The organism is Kitasatospora sp. NBC_00070 (genome assembly GCF_045041205.1).
GTDB lineage: Bacteria > Actinomycetota > Actinomycetes > Streptomycetales > Streptomycetaceae > Kitasatospora.
Window position 1 is genome coordinate 6,589,920 of sequence record NZ_CP108247.1, and the last position, 18,726, is coordinate 6,608,645.

An 18,726-nucleotide genomic window follows, 5' to 3' on the forward strand; every position below is an offset into this window, starting at 1 on the left:
ATGTCGCGGTTCAGCAACCTCGGTCACCGTCTCTACCAGGGTGAGGTCAGCTTCGACTTCGTCGGTCGGCGCAAGCTCTGGTACAGCCTCTCCGCCCTGATCGTGCTGATCGCCGGCGTCGGTCTGGCGTTCGGCCTCAAGCTCGGCATCGAGTTCGAGGGCGGCTCGGTCTACACCCTCACCAAGCCCGGTCTGACGGTCAGTCAGGCCAAGACGGCGGCGGACGACATCCTCAAGGACACCAGCGCGCTGGTGCAGTCCAACGACAAGGGTGCGATCAAGATCCAGGTCAGCGCCGAGGAGCAGCTGCCGGCCAGCACCTTCATCGCCGAGCTCTCCAAGGACCTGAGCATCCCGGCGAACGACATCAACGCCCAGGTGGTCGGCCCCAGCTGGGGCGAGGAGATCTCCAAGAAGGCGCTGCTCGGCCTGGTCATCTTCATGGTGCTGGTCACCGTCTACATGGCCATCGCGTTCGAGTGGCGGATGGCGATCGCCGCCCTGGTGGCGCTGATCCACGACCTCCTGATCACCATCGGCGTCTACGCCCTGGTCGGCATCGAGGTCACCCCAGGTACGGTGATCGGCTTCCTGACCATCCTCGGGTACTCGCTCTACGACACGGTGGTCGTCTTCGACACCGTGAAGGAGAACGCCAAGGGCATCACCCGGCAGAACAAGCGCACCTTCAGCGAGGCCGCGAACGCGGGCCTCAACCAGACCCTGGTGCGCTCGATCAACACCACCGTGGTGGCGCTCCTCCCGGTCGCCGCCCTGCTCTTCATCGGTGGCGGTCTGCTCGGCGCGGGCACCCTGAACGACATCTCGCTCGCCCTCTTCATCGGCCTCGCGGCCGGTGCCTACTCCTCGATCTGCGTGGCCACTCCGCTGTACGCGCAGCTCAAGGAGCTGCAGCCGGAGATGAAGACGCTGGCCAAGAAGGTCGCGGCCCGCCGGGCCTCGGACGCCAAGGCCGAGGCCGACCGGATCGCCGCCGGCGAGCCCGACCCGGCCGAGGAGGGCGAGGGCGACGAGGACGCTGCGGGTATCGTCGGTAGCCGCAACCAGCCGGTCAGCCGGTCCCGTACCAAGGGCCGCCCGTCCGGCAAGCACTGACCGGACTGACCGAAGGACCCCCGTGACCTCTCCCGACCCCGTCCTGGCCGCGCTGCTCAACAGCCGGATCAGGGACGTACCGGACTACCCCAAGCCCGGCGTGCTGTTCAAGGACATCGCGCCGCTGCTGGCCGACGCCGAGGCGTTCGCGGCCCTCACCCGGGCGCTGGCCGACCGGGCCAGGGCACTCGGTGCGACCAAGGTGGTCGGTCTGGAGGCACGGGGGTTCGTGCTGGCCGCCCCGGCGGCCTACGCGGCCGGGCTCGGCTTCGTGCCGATCCGCAAGCAGGGCAAGCTGCCCGGCGCGGTGCACGAGCAGTCCTACGACCTGGAGTACGGCTCGGCCACCCTGGAGGTGCAGTGCGACGCCTTCGTGCCGGGTGAGCGGGTGCTGGTGGTCGACGACGTGCTGGCCACCGGCGGCACCATCGGGGCCTCGCTGGACCTGGTCCGCCGGGCCGGTGCCGAGCTGGCCGGGGTGGTCGTGCTGATGGAGCTCGGCTTCCTGGACGGCCGGGAGCGGCTCACCCCGCACCTGGGCGACGCGCCGCTGGAGACCCTGGTCACCGTCTGAACCTGCGTGACGCACGAGGCACGGGCATCCTGAGGATGCCCGTGCCTCGGCGTTTACCCGGGCTCGGTACCATGAAGAATCATCCGTTCCCCTTCTCGTGCGAGGGGAAGGCACCGCGCCACGAGGAGTGTCCTTGCCCGACGAGGTTGTGCCCACGGCCAAGGCCGCCGCCCCCGACAGCCGGCCCACGCCCTCGGGGGCCACCCCGGTACGGCCGACACCGCCCCCCGCGGTGGTCAAGCCCTCCGCCACCGGCGGCATGCGGGCCCGGCTGGCCCGACTCGGCGGCCAGCGCAGCACCCTGCTCAACCCGGTGCTCGAACCGCTCTTCCGGACCATCAGGGCCCAGGACCCGAAGGCCGACCCGGCCCTGCTGCGCGACATCGAGCGCGCCTACGCGGTGGCCGAGAAGTGGCACCGCGGCCAGAAGCGCAAGAGCGGCGACCCGTACATCACCCACCCGCTCGCGGTGGCCACCATCCTGGCCGAACTCGGGATGGACGCCGCCACCCTGATGGCGGGTCTGCTGCACGACACCGTCGAGGACACCGACTACGGCCTGGAGACCCTGCGCAAGGACTTCGGCGACTCGGTGGCCCTGCTGGTCGACGGGGTGACCAAACTCGACCGGGTGAAGTTCGGCGAGGCCGCGCAGGCCGAGACGGTCCGCAAGATGGTGGTCGCGATGGCCAAGGACCCCCGGGTCCTGGTGATCAAGCTGGCCGACCGGCTGCACAACATGCGCACCATGCGGTACCTCAAGCGGGAGAAGCAGGAGAAGAAGGCCCGCGAGACGCTGGAGATCTACGCCCCGCTGGCGCACCGGCTGGGCATGAACACCATCAAGTGGGAGCTGGAGGACCTCGCCTTCGCGATCCTCTACCCCAAGATGTACGACGAGATCGTCCGGCTGGTGGCCGAGCGGGCGCCGAAGCGGGACGAGTACCTGGCGACCGTGATCGACCAGGTCCAGGGCGACCTGCGGGGGGCCAGGATCACCGCCCAGGTGACCGGCCGGCCGAAGCACTACTACTCGGTCTACCAGAAGATGATCGTGCGAGGTCGCGACTTCGCCGAGATCTACGACCTGGTCGGCATCCGGGTCCTGGTCGACACCGTCCGCGACTGCTACGCGGCGCTGGGCACCATCCACGCGCGGTGGAACCCGGTGCCGGGGCGGTTCAAGGACTACATCGCGATGCCCAAGTTCAACATGTACCAGTCGCTGCACACCACGGTGATCGGTCCCGGCGGCAAGCCGGTCGAGCTGCAGATCCGCACCTTCGACATGCACCGCCGCGCGGAGTACGGCATCGCCGCGCACTGGAAGTACAAGCAGCGCGCGGTGGCCGGCGCCTCCAAGGTCCGCACCGACACCCCGTCGCAGGTCCGCAAGGACGACAAGGCCGGCGCCGTCAACGAGATGGCCTGGCTGCGGCAGCTGCTGGACTGGCAGAAGGAGACCGAGGACCCGAGCGAGTTCCTGGAGTCGCTGCGCTTCGACCTCTCCAACAACGAGGTCTTCGTGTTCACCCCCAAGGGTGACGTGATAGCGCTGCCGGCCGGGGCCACCCCGGTGGACTTCGCCTTCGCGGTGCACACCGAGGTCGGGTACCGCTGCATAGGAGCACGGGTCAACGGCCGCCTGGTGCCGCTGGAGTCGACGCTGGAGAACGGCGACGCGGTGGAGGTGTTCACCTCCAAGGCGGAGAACGCCGGCCCTTCCCGGGACTGGCTGGGCTTCGTCAAGTCGCCCCGGGCCCGGAACAAGATCAAGGCGTGGTTCTCCAAGGAGCGCCGCGAGGAGGCGATCGAGCAGGGCAAGGAGGCGATCGCCCGGGCGATGCGCAAGCAGGGTCTGCCGATCCAGCGCATCCTCACCGGCGACTCGCTGGTCACGCTCGCGCACGAGATGCGCTACCCGGACATCTCGTCGCTGTACGCGGCGATCGGCGAGGGTCACGTCGCGGCGCAGAACATCGTCCAGAAGCTGGTCCAGGCGCTCGGCGGCGAGGACGGCGCGACCGACGACCTGGCCGAGACGGCGACCCCGACGACCCATCAGAACCGGGCCACCAGGCGCCGGGCGAAGGGCGACCCGGGCATCATCGTCAAGGGCGTGGACGACGTCTGGGTCAAGCTCTCGCGCTGCTGCACCCCGGTGCCGGGCGACCCGATCGTCGGCTTCGTGACCCGGGGCAACGGCGTCTCGGTGCACCGGGCGGACTGCGTCAACGTCGAGTCGCTGACCCAGCAGCCCGAGCGGATGATCGAGGTCGAGTGGGCGGCCACCCAGTCCTCGGTCTTCCTGGTGGCGATCCAGGTCGAGGCGCTGGACCGGTCCCGACTGCTCTCGGACGTCACCCGGGTGCTCTCCGACCAGCACGTCAACATCCTGTCGGCGGCGGTGCAGACCTCCAGGGACCGGGTGGCGATGAGCCGCTTCACCTTCGAGATGGGCGACCCGAAGCACCTCGGGCACGTGCTCAAGGCGGTCCGCGGCGTCGAGGGCGTGTACGACGTCTACCGGGTCACCTCGGCCCGCAAGTAGCCGGGAACCCGAAAGGGCCCCACCGCCGGAAGGCGGTGGGGCCCTTTGCGTCAGGGGCGGCGGCTCAGCCGCTGAACTCCTGCAGGCTCTTCAGGGCCTGGTCGAGCAGGACCTGACGGCCCGCCAGCTCGTTCTCCAGCTTGGCCACCTTGCTCGCGTTGCCGGCCGCACGGGCCTTGTCCAGCTCGCCCTGGAGCTTGTCCACGGCGGACTGCAGCAGGCTGGTCATGCCGGTGGCACGGGCCCGGGCCTCCGGGTTGGAGCGCTGCCACTCGGCCTCCTCGGCCTCGCGGATCGCCCGCTCGACCGCGTTCAGCCGGGCGTCCAGCTTCGGCTTGGCGTCGCGCGGGACGTGGCCGATGGCCTCCCAGCGCTCGCTGACCCCGCGCAGCGCGGCCTTGGCGGCCTTCAGCTCGGTGATCGGCAGGATCGCCTCGGCCTCGAGCAGCAGGGCCTCCTTGAGCTTCTGGTTCTCGCCCTGCTCGGCGTCCCGCTCGCTGAAGGTGGCCGACCGGGCCTGGAAGAAGACGTCCTGCGCGCCCCGGAACCGGGCCCACAGCTCCTCCTCCGCGTCCCGCTGGGCACGGCCCGCGGCCTTCCAACTGGTCATCAGATCCCGGTAGGCGGCGGCGGTGTCACCCCACTCGGTGGAGCTGGAGAGCGCCTCGGCCTGGGCGACCAGCTTCTCCTTGACCGCGCGGGCCTGCTCGCGCTCGGAGTCCAGGGTGGCGAAGTGCGCCTTGCGGTGCTTGGAGAAGACCGAGCGGGCGTGCGAGAAGCGGTGCCACAGCTCGTCGTCGCTCTTCCGGTCCAGCCGGGGCAGACCCTTCCAGATGTCCACCAGCGCGCGCAGCCGGTCCCCGGCCTCCCGCCACTGGGTGGACTCGGCGAGCTGCTCGGCCTCGGCGACCAGCTTGTCCTTGGCCTCGCGGGTCTCGTCCTGGGCCTTGGCCTTGGCGACCTTGCGCTCGTTCTGCCGGGTCTCGATCTCGCCGGTCAGGGTGTCCAGCCGCTTGGCGAGCGACTCCAGGTCACCGACCGCGTGCGCCTCGACGACCTGCGCGCGCAGGTGGTCGAGCGCCGTCTGGGCGTCCTTGGTGCCGAGGTCGGTCTTCCGGACCCGGTGCTCCAGCAGGGCGATCTCGGCCGCCAGCCCCTGGTACTTGCGCTCGAAGTAGGCGAGGGCCTCCTCGGGGGAGCCCGCCTGCCAGGAGCCGACGGCGCGCTCGCCGTCGGCGGTCCTGACGTAGACGGTCCCCTGCTCGTCGACACGGCCCCACGGTTCGCTGCTCACAGCGCGCCTCCTCCACATGACGTCACGGCCCGCACGGGGCGCGTACGTCGTCCACAGTTGATGTGCGGCGGACCGATGGAGTCCGCCGTCCGAGCCGTCGAGTCGTGCGCCGAGGGTGACGGCCGACGGTCAGGGCACCCTATACAACAAGCAAGATAGGCGACCAGCACCGGCGTTGTCCGTATCCGGGCCGGTCGGGTTCCGGCGTGGCCGGGCCCCGAGTGCTCGGGGCCCGGCCACCTGACCGGTCAACTCTTGGTGGCGGTCACCGAGTTGAGCACCACGTTGGCGTTCGGCGCACCGTCGCCGCCACCGCCCTGGACGCCGCCGCCGGCGATGTTGGTGAGCACGTCCAGCCCGCCGGTGATCTTCCCGAACGGGGTGTAGTTCGGGGGCAGCTGGGTGTCCTTGTAGACCAGGAAGAACTGGCTGCCGTTGGTGCCCGGGCCGGCGTTGGCCATCGCCACGGTGCCGGCCGGGTAGGTCGCGCCGGTCAGGTTCTCGTCGGCGAACTGGTAGCCGGGGCCGCCCGATCCGGTGCCGGTCGGGTCACCGCACTGGAGCACGTAGATGCCCTCGGTGGTGAGGCGGTGGCACTTCACGTGGTCGAAGTACTGCTCACTGGCCAGGTAGGCGAAGGAGTTGACGGTGTGCGGCGCCTTGGCGGCGTCCAGCGTGACGGTCACCTCGCCGCAGCTGGTGGCCAGCTTCGCGGTGTAGGCGGCCTTGGTGTCGATCGCCAGCGGGGGCTCGGTCTTCCACTGCTTGGCGTTCGGCGCACCGGCGGCCGGCGTCTCGCAGCCCTTGACCGGGGTGACCGCGGCGGGCGGCGTCGGCGCGGCCTGCGCGTTCTTGTCCTTGGCCTTGGAGTCGGAGTCGAAGACCCCGCCGGCAAAGGCGCCACCTGCGGCGATCACCACGACGGCGAGGGCGCCGCCGACGATCGCGTTGCGCCGCTTGGCCTTCTTCTGGGCCTCGACCCGACGCTCCATCTGCCGCTCGTACTTGTCGCGGGCGAGCTGACGTCGACGCTGTTCGCTGGTGACCACCGGCCGTGTCTCCTGAAAGATGGGGGAGTTCTTCGGGATGCTGATGCGGATCATCGCATCCGCAGGCGGCCAAGTGTAGGGACCTCGTCCGTAAGTACGAGATCAGCTGCGCTGGTCGGAGGTCACGATTGGGCCGGTCGGGGCAGAGTCGACTCGCTGGTAACCGGTTAGGAACCGGCGCCCCGCCGCCGGTAGGCTGGCCCGAAGCCATAGCGTTAAGCAACCGATCGATACCCGATTGAGAGGAATCACGTTGTTCGTCGCCGGATTTCCCGCCGGGGCCTGGGGCACCAACTGCTACCTGGTCGCGCCGGCAGCCGGCGAGGAGTGCGTGATCGTCGACCCCGGGCACGAGGCGACGCAGGGGGTCGAGGACCTGATCCGGGAGCACCGGCTCAAGCCGGTCGCCGTCCTGCTGACGCACGGGCACATCGACCACATCGCCTCGGTGGTGCCGGTCTGCGGTGCGCAGGGCGTCCCGGCCTGGATCCACCCCGACGACCGCTACATGATGAGCGATCCGGCCCGCGGCCTGGGCCGCGCGATCGGGCAGCAGATCATGGGCTCGATCACGGTCGGCGAGCCGGACGACGTGCGGGAGCTGACCGACGGCGCGGTGCTCGAACTGGCCGGTCTGCGGCTGACGGTCGATCACGCGCCCGGCCATACCAAGGGGTCGGTGACCTTCCGGACGCCTTCGCAGAGCGACATCCCACCGGTGTTGTTCTCGGGCGACCTGCTGTTCGCCGGCTCGGTAGGGCGTACCGACCTCCCGGGCGGAGACAGCGAGGCGATCATGCGCTCGCTGGCCCGGGTCTGCCTGCCCCTCGACGACGCCACCGTGGTCCTCTCCGGCCACGGCGGCCAGACCACCATCGGCCGTGAGCGCGCCACCAACCCCTACCTCCAGCAGGCGGCGGGAGCGCTCGGCGCCCCGGCCTTCCCGCGACGAGGAATGTGACGGATAGAGAAGTTGAGCACCTTCAGCGCCCCCAAGGGCACCTACGACCTGCTGCCGCCGAGCTCCGCCACCTACCTGGCGATCCGCGAGCGGTTGAGTGCCCCGCTGCGCCGCTCCGGCTACGGCTACATCGAGACCCCGGTCTTCGAGGACATCAAGCTCTTCTCCCGGGGCGTCGGTGAGTCCACCGACATCGTCTCCAAGGAGATGTACAGCCTGACCACCAAGGGCGGCGACGAGCTCGGGCTGCGCCCCGAGGGCACCGCCTCGGTGGTCCGCGCCGTCCTCCAGGCCAACCTGCACAAGCTCGGCAACCTGCCGGTCAAGCTCTGGTACTCGGGCTCCTTCTACCGCTACGAGCGGGCGCAGAAGGGCCGGTACCGCCAGTTCGCCCAGATCGGTGCCGAGGCGATCGGTGCCGAGGACCCGGCGCTGGACGCCGAGTTGATCATCCTGGCCGACGACGCGTTCCGCTCGCTCGGGCTGAGCGACTACCGGCTGCTGGTCAACAGCCTGGGCGACAAGGAGTGCCGCCCGGTCTACCGCACCGCGCTGGTGGACTTCCTGGCCGGGCTCGACCTGGACGAGGAGACCCGCCGCCGGGCCGAGATCAACCCGCTCCGGGTGCTCGACGACAAGCGCCAGTCGGTGCAGGACCAGCTGGTCGACGCACCGATGCTGCGGGACTACCTGTGCGAGGCGTGCAAGGCCTACGACGAGCAGGTCCGCGCGCTGCTGACCAGTGCCGGGGTGGCCTTCGTCGACGACCCGAAGCTGGTCCGCGGGCTCGACTACTACACCCGGACCACCTTCGAGTTCGTGCACGGGGGTCTCGGCGCCCAGTCCGCGATCGGCGGCGGCGGCCGCTACGACGGTCTCTCCGAGATGCTCGGCGGCCCGGCGCTGCCGTCCGTCGGCTGGGGCCTCGGCGTGGACCGCACCTTCCTCGCGATGGAGGCCGAGGGCATCGCCCTCGACCTGCCCGCCACCACCTCGGTGTACGCCGTGGCGCTCGGCGAGGAGGCCAAGAACGTGCTGTTCGGCAAGGTCACCGAGCTGCGCCGGGCCGGCATCGCCACCGACCTGGCCTTCGGTGTGAAGACCATCAAGAACGCCATGAAGTCCGCCGACCGTTCCGGCGCCCGCTTCGCCCTGGTCGCCGGGGACCGAGATCTCGCCGCCGGTGTGGTCCAGCTCAAGGACCTGACCACCGGCGAGCAGATCCCCGTCGAACTCGAAGCACTCGTCACCACCCTGAAGGAGAAGCAGCTGTGATCCGCACGCACGACGCGGGCACGCTCCGCGCGGAGCACGCCGGAACGACCGTCACCCTGGCCGGCTGGGTCGCCCGCCGCCGCGACCACGGCGGCGTGGCCTTCATCGACCTGCGCGACGCCTCCGGCACCGTGCAGATCGTCGCCCGCGACCTGGAGGCGATCGGGGACCTGCGCTCCGAGTACTGCGTCAAGGTCGTCGGCGAGGTCCGGGTCCGCCCGGAGGGCAACGAGAACCCGGAGATCCCGACCGGCAAGGTCGAGGTCGTGGTCGGCGCCCTGGAGGTGCTCTCCGAGTCCGCCGCGCTGCCGTTCCAGGTCGCCGAGTACGAGCCCGGCACGGTGAACGAGGAGGTCCGCCTCCGCTACCGCTACCTGGACCTGCGCCGCGAGGGCCCGGCCCGCGCGCTGCGCCTGCGCTCCAAGGTGAACCACGTCATCCGTACGGTGATGGAGGAGAACGACTTCCTCGACATCGAGACCCCGTACCTGACCCGGTCCACCCCCGAGGGCGCCCGCGACTTCCTGGTCCCGGTCCGGCTCCAGCCGGGCCACTGGTACGCCCTGCCGCAGTCGCCGCAGCTGTTCAAGCAGCTGCTGATGGTGGCCGGCATGGAGCGGTACTACCAGATCGCCCGCTGCTTCCGGGACGAGGACTTCCGCGCCGACCGGCAGCCGGAGTTCACCCAGCTCGACATCGAGGCCTCGTTCGTCGACCAGGAGGACATCCTGGCGCTCGGCGAGAAGGTCGTCTCCCGGATCTGGTCCGAGGTGCACGGCTACGAACTCCCGAGCCCGCTGCCCCGGATGACCTACGCGGACGCGATGAACCGCTACGGCTCCGACAAGCCGGACGTCCGGTTCGGCCAGGAACTCACCGACCTCACCGAGTACTTCAAGGGCACCGAGTTCCGGGTCTTCCAGGCCCCGTACGTCGGCGCCGTGGTGATGCCCGGTGGCGCCTCCCAGCCGCGCAAGCAGCTGGACGCCTGGCAGGACTGGGCCAAGGCGCGTGGCGCCCGTGGCCTGGCCTACGTGCTGGTGGACGCCGAGACCGGCGAGCTGCGCGGCCCGGTGGCCAAGAACCTCTCCGAGGAGCACCTGGCCGGACTGGCGGCCGCCGCCGGTGCCAAGCCGGGCGACGCGGTGTTCTTCGCGGCCGGCAAGAAGACCGCCTCGCAGGAGCTGCTCGGCGCGGCCCGGCTGGAGATCGGCCGTCGCTGCAACCTGATCGACGAGTCGCAGTGGGCCTTCCTCTGGGTGGTCGACTTCCCGATGTTCGAGCCGATCGAGGACGACAAGGGCGAGTTCCAGGGCTGGCACGCGGTGCACCACCCGTTCACCGCGCCGACCGCCGAGTCGCTGGCCTCCTTCGACACCGACCCGGGCAACGCGCTCTCCAACGCGTACGACCTGGTGCTCAACGGCTCGGAGCTGGGCGGCGGTTCGATCCGTATCCACCAGCGGGACGTGCAGAAGCGCGCGTTCGACGCGATCGGGCTCAGCGAGGAGGAGGCGCAGTCGCAGTTCGGCTTCCTGCTCGACGCCTTCAACTACGGCCCGCCGCCGCACGGTGGGGTCGCCTTCGGCCTGGACCGTATCGTCACCCTGCTCGGCGGGTACGACACCATCCGGGACGTCATCGCGTTCCCGAAGACCTCCACCGGTGGTGACCCGCTCACCGGCGCACCTACCCCGATCACCCCGGCCCAGCGCCGGGAGGCCGGTGTCGACGCCAAGCCCAAGCAGCGCGACGAGGCCAAGTCCGAGACGGTGAACGAGGCCTGACGCAGGATCTGTACGATCAGGGCCCCGGTTCGGTGCGAGGTTTGCACCGGCCGGGGCCCTCGTATCATCTCGTCCACAAAGGCGTGGAAGGATCAACCATGAACGTCAGCACCAGAGTTGAGCACCCCTCGGACGCACCCGCGACCCGTCGGGTGCACATGGCCGCCTTCCCCGGACCGGACGAGGCCGACCTGGTGGACGCCCTGCGGCGGGACGGCAGTTGGCTGCCTGCGCTGTCGCTGGTCGCCGTGGACGAACGCGAACTCATCGTCGGGCACGCGCTGTTGACCCGGCTGGAGGTCGGCGACGCGACGGCGCTGGCGCTGGCGCCGGTCGCGGTCGCGCCGGAGTGGCAGCGCAAGGGGGTGGGCGTCCTGCTGGTGCGGGCGGCCCTCGCTGCGGCGGTCGAGGCCGGCGAGAAGCTGGTGGTGGTGCTCGGTGACCCCGACTACTACGGCCGCTTCGGCTTCGTCCCGGCGGCACGGCACGGGCTCACGGGGCCGTTCGACGTGTCGGGGGAGTACTTCCAGGCCCTCGCGTTGCCCGCCTACGACGGCAGTCCTCGGGGGCTCTGTCGGTATGCGGAGCCGTTCAGCGCGGTCTGAACCTTTTGCAGGGCGCTCGGTTGCACTGTCCAGGGGCTCGGGGCTCTGCTGTTGTGCGGCTCCGCCGCGTGGGCGAGGAGATCTGGTGTTCGGGTCACTGCGAAAGTGCCTACCCAGCTATGCACGGATCACCTGTTCCGAGGTCGGCCTCGCAGTTCCCCGAGCCCCTGACCGTAGATGCCGAGCCGTCTGCAAAAGGTCGGCGTCGCCCGCGCGGCGGAGCCGCACATCAGCTGGGCCCCGAGCCCCTGGACCGTAGCTGGCTGAGCGCCGCGCAGAAACCTAGAGGTGGACGGTTTCGCGGCAGGCGTCGATGAAGGCGGTCATGGCCGGGGTGAGGGGACGTTCGCGGAGCCAGTGGAGGCCGACGTGGCTGGGGCTGAGGCCGGTGACGTTGCGGTAGGCGACGTCGGGGCGGGAGGCGAGGCGGCGCATGGCTTCGGGGGCGAAGCCGATGCCCTGGCCGCAGGCGACGGCGGCCAGCCATTCGTCGGCGTTGTGGGCGACGGCACCGATCCGGGCCGGGCGGCCGTCGCGTTCGGCGGCGCCCAGCCAGTAGTCGCGCCAGAAACCGGCCTCGGCGGGGATCGCGACGAAGGGTTCGGCCAGTACGTCCCGGATGTCCAGGACCTGGTGGGCGGCCAGCGGGTGTTCGGAGGAGAGCACGGCGATCCGGTCGACCACGGCCAGCCGGGCAGCGGCGTACTCGGGGCCGAGGTCGGCGGGGGCGTGCCAGAGGGCGAGGTCGATCTCGCCGGTGGCGAGGCCGGAGCTGACGTCGAACCAGTTGTTCTGCCGCATCCGGACCTGCCAGCCGGGCATCCGCCGGCCGAACTCGGCCATGGTGGCCAGGCCGACCAGGTTGATGGTGCTGCCCTCGAAGCCGACCCGGAGCAGGCCCTCGGCCTCGGTGGCGGCCTGCCGGGCGGCCCGGACCGCGCCGTCCCAGCCGGCCAGGACGGCCGCCGTGTGGGCGGCCAGGGCCTCGGCGGCCGGGGTGGGGGTGACGCCGACCCGGGTGCGTTCGAACAGCTGGACCCCGAGCTGGGCCTCCAGCTGCCGGATCTGCTTGGTCAGGGTCGGCTGGGAGACGGACAGCCGGGCCGCCGCCGCGGTGAGCTGGCCCTCCTCGCAGACCACGGCGAAGGAGCGCAGCAACCGGGTGTCGATGTCCATGCCCACAGGTTATGGAACGGGGAATTGGACCCGTGGGCCGGGGCTGCGGCAGGGTGGTCCACTCATCGGCGGGGTTTCGGCACCGGCAGTACAGGGGTCTCCCGGTGCCGGACCGCGCCGACCTGCGGGCGCGGTTGATCGGCCGTAGCGTGAGTGCTCATCAGCACCCGTGACTGGAGGGCCCGATGGCGGCGGACGGCAGGAAGCGACTCCCGAAGAAGCCGTACGAGAAGGAGCTGCTCCGTCTGCAGAGCGAGTTGGTGAAGCTCCAGGAGTGGGTCAGGGCGGAGGGGGTCCGCCTGGTGGTGCTCTTCGAGGGCCGGGACGCCGCCGGCAAGGGCGGCGCGATCAAGCGGGTGACCGAGTACCTCAACCCCCGGGTCGCCCGGATCGCCGCACTGCCCGTCCCGACGGAGCGTCAGCGCGGGCAGTGGTACTTCCAGCGCTACGTGGAGCAGCTGCCCGCCGCCGGCGAGATCGTGCTGTTCGACCGGAGCTGGTACAACCGCGCCGGGGTGGAGAAGGTGATGGGGTTCTGCACCCCGGAGGAGTACTGGCAGTTCCTGCACCAGGCCCCGACCTTCGAGCGGATGCTGATCGAGGCGGGCATCGAGCTGCGCAAGTACTGGTTCTCGGTCAGCGACACCGAGCAGGAGCGGCGGTTCCGGGACCGGCTGGAGGACCCGCTGCGGCGCTGGAAGCTCTCGCCGATGGACACCGAGTCGATCTCGCGTTGGGAGGACTACTCCCGGGCCAAGGACGAGATGTTCGTCTACACCGACATCCCGGAGTCGCCCTGGAACGTGGTGGAGAGCGACGACAAGCGGCGGGCCCGGATCAACATGATCGCCCACCTGCTCTCCACACTGCCGTACCACGAGGTCAGCCTGCCCGCCGTGGAGCTGCCGCCCCGGCCGTCCTCCCGGGGCTACCAGCGGCCGCCGCGCGACCTGCAGAAGTACGTGCCCGACCACGCGGAGCGGCTGCGGAAGTAGCGCTGTCGGCGCGCTGGCATACCCTTCAGGCGTGGAACCGGACCTCTTCACCGCAGCCGCCGAGGAACGCCAGAGCCAGGAGCCCGGGCGGGCCCCGCTGGCCGTACGGATGCGCCCGCGCACCCTGGACGAGGTGGCCGGGCAGCGGCAGCTGCTGAAGGACGGGTCGCCGCTGCGGCGGTTGGTGACCAGTACCCGAGGCCCGGCCGCGACCAGTTCGGTGATCCTCTGGGGGCCGCCCGGGACGGGCAAGACCACGCTGGCGCACGTGATCAGCCAGGCCGTCGAGGGCCGGTTCGTGGAGCTCTCCGCGATCACCGCCGGGGTCAAGGAGGTCCGGGCGGTGATCGAGGGCGCCCGGCGGGCGGTCGGGATGAGCGGCCGGGAGACGGTGCTGTTCCTGGACGAGATCCACCGCTTCTCCAAGGCCCAGCAGGACTCGCTGCTGCCCGCCGTGGAGAACCGCTGGGTCACCCTGATCGCGGCCACCACGGAGAATCCGTACTTCTCGGTGATCTCCCCGCTGCTGTCCCGCTCGCTGCTGCTCACGCTGGAGTCGCTGACCGACGAGGACATCCGGCTGCTGCTGCACCGCGCGGTGGTCGACGAGCGTGGTCTGGGCGGGCGGTTGACGCTCAGCCAGGAGGCGGAGGACCACCTGGTCCGGCTGGCCGGGGGAGACGCCCGCCGCTCGCTCACCACGCTGGAGGCGGCGGCCGGGGCGGCGCTGGAGAAGGGCGAGGAGACCATCTCGCTGGCCACCACCGAGACGGCGGTGAACCAGGCGGCGGTCCGCTACGACAAGGACGGCGACCAGCACTACGACGTGGCCAGCGCCCTGATCAAGTCGATCCGGGGCAGCGACGTTGACGCCACCCTGCACTACCTGGCCCGGATGATCGAGGCGGGCGAGGACCCGCGGTTCATCGCCCGGCGGCTGATGATCTCGGCCAGCGAGGACGTCGGGCTGGCCGATCCGACGGCCCTCCAGACGGCCGTCGCGGCGGCCCAGGCGGTGGCCCTGATCGGCTTCCCGGAAGCCCGGATCATCCTGTCCCAGGCCGCCATCGCGCTGGCGCTGGCCCCCAAGTCGAACGCGGCCTACCTGGCGATCGACGCGGCGCTGGAGGACGTCCGGCAGGGGCTGGCCGGCCCGGTGCCGCCGCATCTGCGGGACGGGCACTACAAGGGCGCGGCCAAGCTCGGCCACGCCCAGGGGTACCAGTACCCGCACGACCTGCCCGAGGGCATCGCCGGCCAGCAGTACGCGCCGGACGCGGTGCACGGCAAGGAGTACTACCGGCCGACCAGGCGCGGCGGCGAGGCCAGGTACGCGGACACCGTGGAGTGGACCAGGGCCCGACTCAAGGGCGATCGGTAAACCTGTATGCTGTCCCGAAGTGCCTTGTCCCGGGTACGGCGGTGAGCGTGAGCCCACCGACCGTCCGCACCAGCGGGGCAGTGGCCCGAGACTCCCTCTCGCAGGGGGGTCTCCTGGAGCGTTGCGCACCGTTTTCGGTGTCGCGGGCAGCCCATCACCTTCCCGGCGATGGGCCGCACGTGTGCAAGCACGGATGTGCCCGGCCAGGAGAGCGGCTGATCACCCTTCGGAGTGGTTTTTCTCCTGGTCGCGAGAAGCGACCTCCATCAACACCTGGTGCAGCCGTATTCATTCGCAAGGAAGGTTTGGTTCATGGCGAACCAGAAGCGCCCCAAGGTCAAGATTGCCCGTGCCCTGGGCATTCCGCTGACCCCGAAGTCCGTCAAGTACTTCGAGGCCCGTCCGTACCCGCCCGGCCAGCACGGCCGTGGCCGCAAGCAGAACTCTGACTACAAGGTCCGTCTGACCGAGAAGCAGCGTCTGCGCGCGCAGTACGACCTCAGCGAGAAGCAGATGGCCCGCGCGTTCGACCGCGCGAAGAAGGCCGAGGGCAAGACCGGTGACGCGCTGATCGCCGAGCTCGAGGTCCGCCTCGACTCGCTGGTGCTGCGTTCGGGCATCGCCCGCACCATCTACCAGGCCCGCCAGATGGTCGTTCACGGCCACATCGAGGTCAACGGTGGCAAGGTCAACAAGCCGTCGTTCCAGCTGAAGCCGGGCTACGTCGTCACCGTGCGTGAGCGTAGCAAGGAGAAGGTCCCGTTCCAGGTCGCCCGTGAGGGTGGCTACGCGGGTGAGGGTCAGACCCCGAAGTACCTCGAGGTCAACCTCCGCGCCCTGGCGTTCCGCCTGGACCGTGCCCCGCAGCGTCGTGAGGTCCCCGTGATCTGCGACGAGCAGCTGGTCGTCGAGTACTACTCGCGCTGACCCGCAGTCGGTACCGAGCCCCGTGGCCTTTCGGCCGCGGGGCTCGGCCCGTTCCTGGGGGTCTCCACCGACTCCCGGCCCAGCACCCGGGCGGCCGCCTGGTCCAGGTCGAGCGCGGCGCCCAGCGCGAACGCCTCGGCGAACTCCTGCTCGGTCAGCCCCTCCCCGGTCCGCTCCTCGCAGGTCCGGTACGGGCCGTTGAACGAGGTGGAGCCGAAGAACGGCTTCCCGACGGCCCGCCAGATCCGGTGCGCCGCGCCCTGCAGCACCCGGGCCTCGTACAGGTCGGGGGCAGGCCCCTCGGTCTCCAGCACCGCGAGCATGTCCAGTGCCAGCACCACCCCGAGCAGGTCCCGGAACAGGTGGTTGAGCCGCACGCACTCCCGGGCGTGCGCCCGGGCGGTGCGCAGCTCGCCGCCGGTCCAGCTGGAGAACGCCATCGCGTAGAGCCCGTAGGCGTACGCCCACTGTTCGCCGTGCTCCTCGCAGGTCTCCCTGACCCGCTCCAGCCAGCGCATGCCGCTCGCGGTCTCGCCCTGGAACAGGTAGGCGACGCCGAGCTCGAACATCGCCATCACCACGTTGCTGTTCAGCTCGCCGATCGCGTCGTAGTGCCACAGCGCGTCCTCGAACAGCCGAGTGGCCCGGCCGAGTTCGTCCCCGATCAGGGCGGCGCAGCCCTGCCGGTGCACGGCGTAGGCCAGCGCCCGGTCGTCGCCGGTCTCCAGGGCCTGCCGGTGACACTCCGCCAGCGCGGGCCTGGCCCGGGTCAGGTCGCCCTGCAGGGTGGCCATGTACCCGGTGACCCAGAGCGCCTTGGCCCGGGCCTCGGTCGGCTCGGGGGCCAGTGCGAGCGCCCGGTCCAGCCAGTGCCGGCCCTCGCCCAGGTGGCCGGAGCCGACCCAGTAGAACCAGAGCGTGCCCGCCAGCAGCAGCGCGAGCTGCTCCTCGCCGGGCTCGGCCAGGCAGAACTCCAGTGCGGTCCGCAGGTTGGGGTGGGCCAGCCGGGTCCGCTCGGCGGTCTCCTGCTGGCGCGGGCCGAACCACTCGATCTCGCCCCAGCTGGCCACCCCGAGGTACCAGTCGCGGTGCCGGCAGCGCAGCCGGTACTCCTCACCGGTGGCGCGCAGCCACTGGGCGCCGTACTCGCGCAGGGTGTCCAGCAGCCGGTACCGGACGCCGAGTTCGCCGTCCTCCCGGAGCAGGACCGACTTGCCGATCAACTCGCCGATCAGGTCCAGGAGTTCGTCGGCGGCCAGGCCCTCGCCGACGCAGACGTACTCGGCGGACTCCAGGTCGAAGCTGCCGGCGAAGACCGAGAGCCGGGCCCAGGTTAAACGTTCCTTCGGTGTGCAGAGCTCATGGCTCCAGCCGATCGTGGTGCGCAGCGTCTGGTGCCGTTCGGGGGTGGCCCGGTCGCCGCCGGTGAGCAGCCGGAACCGGTCGTTCAGGCGGAGCGCGATCTGCTCGACGGAGAGCGCCCGCAGCCGGCCGGCGGCCAGCTCCACGGCCAGCGGGATGCCGTCCAGCCGCCGGCAGAGCCGGGTGACCTCGGCCAGGTTGCGGTCGGTCAGCTCGAAGCCCGGCAGTACCGCGACGGCCCGGTCCGCGAACAGCCGGACCGCCTCGGCGGGGGTCCCGTCCGGGGCGGTGACCGGCAGCGGGGCGATCGGCATCCGGTGCTCGCCCGGCACCCGCAGGGTCTCCCGGCTGGTGGCCAGCACCCGCAGCCCGGGCGCGGCCCGCAACAGGGTCGCCACCAGCTCGGCGCAGGGCTCCACCAGGTGCTCGCAGCCGTCCAGCACGATCAGCAGCTCACGGTCGGCCAGCTGCTCGACCAGCACGTCGGTCGGCGGCCGGGCGGTCGAGTCGGTCAGCCGGAGCGCCTCCAGCACGGCGTGCCCGAGCAGCAGCGGGTCCTGGACCGCACCCACCTCGACCAGTCGGACGCCGTCCGCGAAGCGGCTCGCCGCCGCAGCGGCCGCGCGCAGCGCCAGCCGGGTCTTGCCGACCCCGCCCGGGCCGGTCACGGTGACCAGCCGACCGGCCGGCAACAGGCCCGCCAGACCCGCGAGTTCGGCCTCGCGGCCGACGAAGCTGGTCAGGTCCGCGGGCAGCCGGTCTGTCGCACTGAACACTTCCGTCGCCCCCGTGAGACCAGGGCTCGCGACCTACGAGCCATCCCGCCCAACGAGGTGACCGCCGGTAGGTTACTCAGGCCCGGCCTCCGGCAGGTGTTCAGCTTTTTGCAGGTGCTTCGGGAGAGTCAGGGGCTCGGGGAACTGCGACGCCGGCCCTTGCAAGGTGATCGTCGCGTGGGTGGTCAGGGACTTTCGCAGTGACCCGCACGCCAGATCTCCTCGCAGTTCCCCGAGCCCCTGGGTAGTAGACGGCTGAGCGCCTGCCTATGGTGCAGCCCCGAGCGCCTGCCAAAAGGGCAGCCCCCGAGCCGTTGGTGGGGCAACTTGCTGTGCTGGCCAGGGGTGCGAGTAACTCGTTGCGGAGCGCGATAGGGTTCGAGTCTGAGATACGTGGCAAGTAGGGAGCGCGCAAGGTGTCCGTGGGAGAGCTGGCCGGCCTGTTGGTGGCCGTGTTCTGGGCGGTCCTGGTCACCCTGCTCGCCGTGGTGCTGGTGCGGCTCTCGAAGGTGCTGCGGGAGGCGACCGTGCTGGTCGCCGCCGTGACCGAGCAGGCCGTGCCGCTGCTGACCGACGCGGGGGCCGCCGTCCGCAGTGCGAACGAGCAGTTGGAGCGGGTCGACGAGATCACCGCCAACGTGCAGGACGCCGCGGCCAACGCCAACGCGCTGTCGTCCACCGTCGCCGCCACCATCGGGGGACCGCTGGTGAAGGTGGCCGCGTTCAGCTACGGGGTCCGCAAGGCGGTCAGCCGCCAGCAGACCGGTCTGACGGTGCCCCAGCAGGCGGGCGAGCGCGAGGAACTGGCCCGGTTGATCCGGGCCGAGGTCCGGGCGGCCACCGCGCCGCGTGGTGGCGGACTGCTGGGCCGGGTCCGCCGAGCGGTGAGGGGCTGAC

The 18,726-nt window shown here is 70.8% G+C and carries 15 protein-coding genes; 11 read left to right on the forward strand and 4 right to left on the reverse strand.

Annotation, left to right across the window (positions count from 1 at the left end; translation table 11 throughout):
- The 3 genes from secF (at position 1) to OHV05_RS29995 (ending at position 4,241) form a co-directional block, all read left to right on the forward strand.
- Positions 1 to 1,116, forward strand: a complete 1,116-nt coding sequence (secF, locus tag OHV05_RS29985; protein WP_405020445.1) for a protein translocase subunit SecF — start codon at positions 1 to 3, stop codon at positions 1,114 to 1,116.
- Between the two features lie 22 nt (positions 1,117 to 1,138).
- Entirely contained in the window at positions 1,139 to 1,690 is a 552-nt protein-coding gene (locus OHV05_RS29990) for an adenine phosphoribosyltransferase (protein WP_405020446.1), read from the forward strand.
- Positions 1,691 to 1,823: 133 nt separating this feature from the next.
- Positions 1,824 to 4,241, forward strand: coding sequence for a RelA/SpoT family protein (locus tag OHV05_RS29995; RefSeq protein WP_403031549.1), 2,418 nt, complete (start codon positions 1,824 to 1,826; stop codon positions 4,239 to 4,241).
- Positions 4,242 to 4,305: 64 nt separating this feature from the next.
- On the opposite strand, the gene OHV05_RS30000 is transcribed toward OHV05_RS29995, so the two are convergent.
- Together OHV05_RS30000 and OHV05_RS30005 are read right to left on the reverse strand one after the other, a co-directional pair.
- The gene (locus OHV05_RS30000; RefSeq protein ID WP_405020447.1) at positions 4,306 to 5,535 is read right to left on the reverse strand and encodes a DUF349 domain-containing protein; all 1,230 of its coding nucleotides are present in this window, start codon (positions 5,533 to 5,535) and stop codon (positions 4,306 to 4,308) included.
- Between the two features lie 248 nt (positions 5,536 to 5,783).
- A complete protein-coding gene (locus tag OHV05_RS30005; protein WP_405020448.1) occupies positions 5,784 to 6,584 on the reverse strand; it encodes a peptidylprolyl isomerase in 801 nt (266 codons plus the stop codon).
- A 253-nt stretch (positions 6,585 to 6,837) separates the two neighbouring features.
- Here OHV05_RS30005 and OHV05_RS30010 point away from each other — a divergent pair, with 253 nt between their 5' ends.
- The 4 genes from OHV05_RS30010 (at position 6,838) to OHV05_RS30025 (ending at position 11,212) form a co-directional block, all read left to right on the forward strand.
- Entirely contained in the window at positions 6,838 to 7,545 is a 708-nt protein-coding gene (locus tag OHV05_RS30010) for an MBL fold metallo-hydrolase (protein ID WP_405020449.1), read from the forward strand.
- Between the two features lie 12 nt (positions 7,546 to 7,557).
- Positions 7,558 to 8,820: a histidine--tRNA ligase gene (gene hisS / locus OHV05_RS30015; protein WP_405020450.1), complete on the forward strand. Its 1,263-nt coding sequence runs from the start codon at positions 7,558 to 7,560 to the stop codon at positions 8,818 to 8,820.
- Complete coding sequence (gene aspS / locus OHV05_RS30020) at positions 8,817 to 10,607, forward strand: aspartate--tRNA ligase (RefSeq protein ID WP_405020451.1); 1,791 nt, start codon at positions 8,817 to 8,819, stop codon at positions 10,605 to 10,607. Before hisS ends, aspS begins: the two co-directional genes overlap by 4 nt.
- Positions 10,608 to 10,705: 98 nt before the next feature.
- The gene (locus OHV05_RS30025) at positions 10,706 to 11,212 is read left to right on the forward strand and encodes a GNAT family N-acetyltransferase (protein WP_403031534.1); all 507 of its coding nucleotides are present in this window, start codon (positions 10,706 to 10,708) and stop codon (positions 11,210 to 11,212) included.
- A gap of 282 nt (positions 11,213 to 11,494) precedes the next feature.
- Here OHV05_RS30025 and OHV05_RS30030 read toward each other — a convergent pair whose 3' ends face one another.
- A complete protein-coding gene (locus tag OHV05_RS30030) occupies positions 11,495 to 12,388 on the reverse strand; it encodes a LysR family transcriptional regulator (RefSeq protein ID WP_405020452.1) in 894 nt (297 codons plus the stop codon).
- Between the two features lie 185 nt (positions 12,389 to 12,573).
- On the opposite strand from OHV05_RS30030, the gene ppk2 reads away from it, so the two are divergent.
- The 3 genes from ppk2 to rpsD all read left to right on the forward strand — a co-directional run bounded on the left by ppk2 (position 12,574) and on the right by rpsD (position 15,691).
- Entirely contained in the window at positions 12,574 to 13,383 is an 810-nt protein-coding gene (ppk2, locus tag OHV05_RS30035; RefSeq protein WP_405020453.1) for a polyphosphate kinase 2, read from the forward strand.
- Positions 13,384 to 13,414: 31 nt separating this feature from the next.
- Positions 13,415 to 14,764, forward strand: coding sequence for a replication-associated recombination protein A (locus OHV05_RS30040; protein ID WP_405020454.1), 1,350 nt, complete (start codon positions 13,415 to 13,417; stop codon positions 14,762 to 14,764).
- A gap of 312 nt (positions 14,765 to 15,076) precedes the next feature.
- Complete coding sequence (gene rpsD, locus OHV05_RS30045; protein ID WP_184911720.1) at positions 15,077 to 15,691, forward strand: 30S ribosomal protein S4; 615 nt, start codon at positions 15,077 to 15,079, stop codon at positions 15,689 to 15,691.
- Here rpsD and OHV05_RS30050 read toward each other — a convergent pair.
- A complete protein-coding gene (locus tag OHV05_RS30050) occupies positions 15,679 to 17,829 on the reverse strand; it encodes an ATP-binding protein (protein WP_405020455.1) in 2,151 nt (716 codons plus the stop codon). The genes rpsD and OHV05_RS30050 overlap by 13 nt on opposite strands.
- A 416-nt stretch (positions 17,830 to 18,245) precedes the next feature.
- Between OHV05_RS30050 and OHV05_RS30055 the strand changes: the two genes are divergently transcribed.
- Positions 18,246 to 18,725, forward strand: coding sequence for a DUF948 domain-containing protein (locus OHV05_RS30055; RefSeq protein ID WP_405020456.1), 480 nt, complete (start codon positions 18,246 to 18,248; stop codon positions 18,723 to 18,725).
- Position 18,726 lies beyond the last annotated feature (1 nt).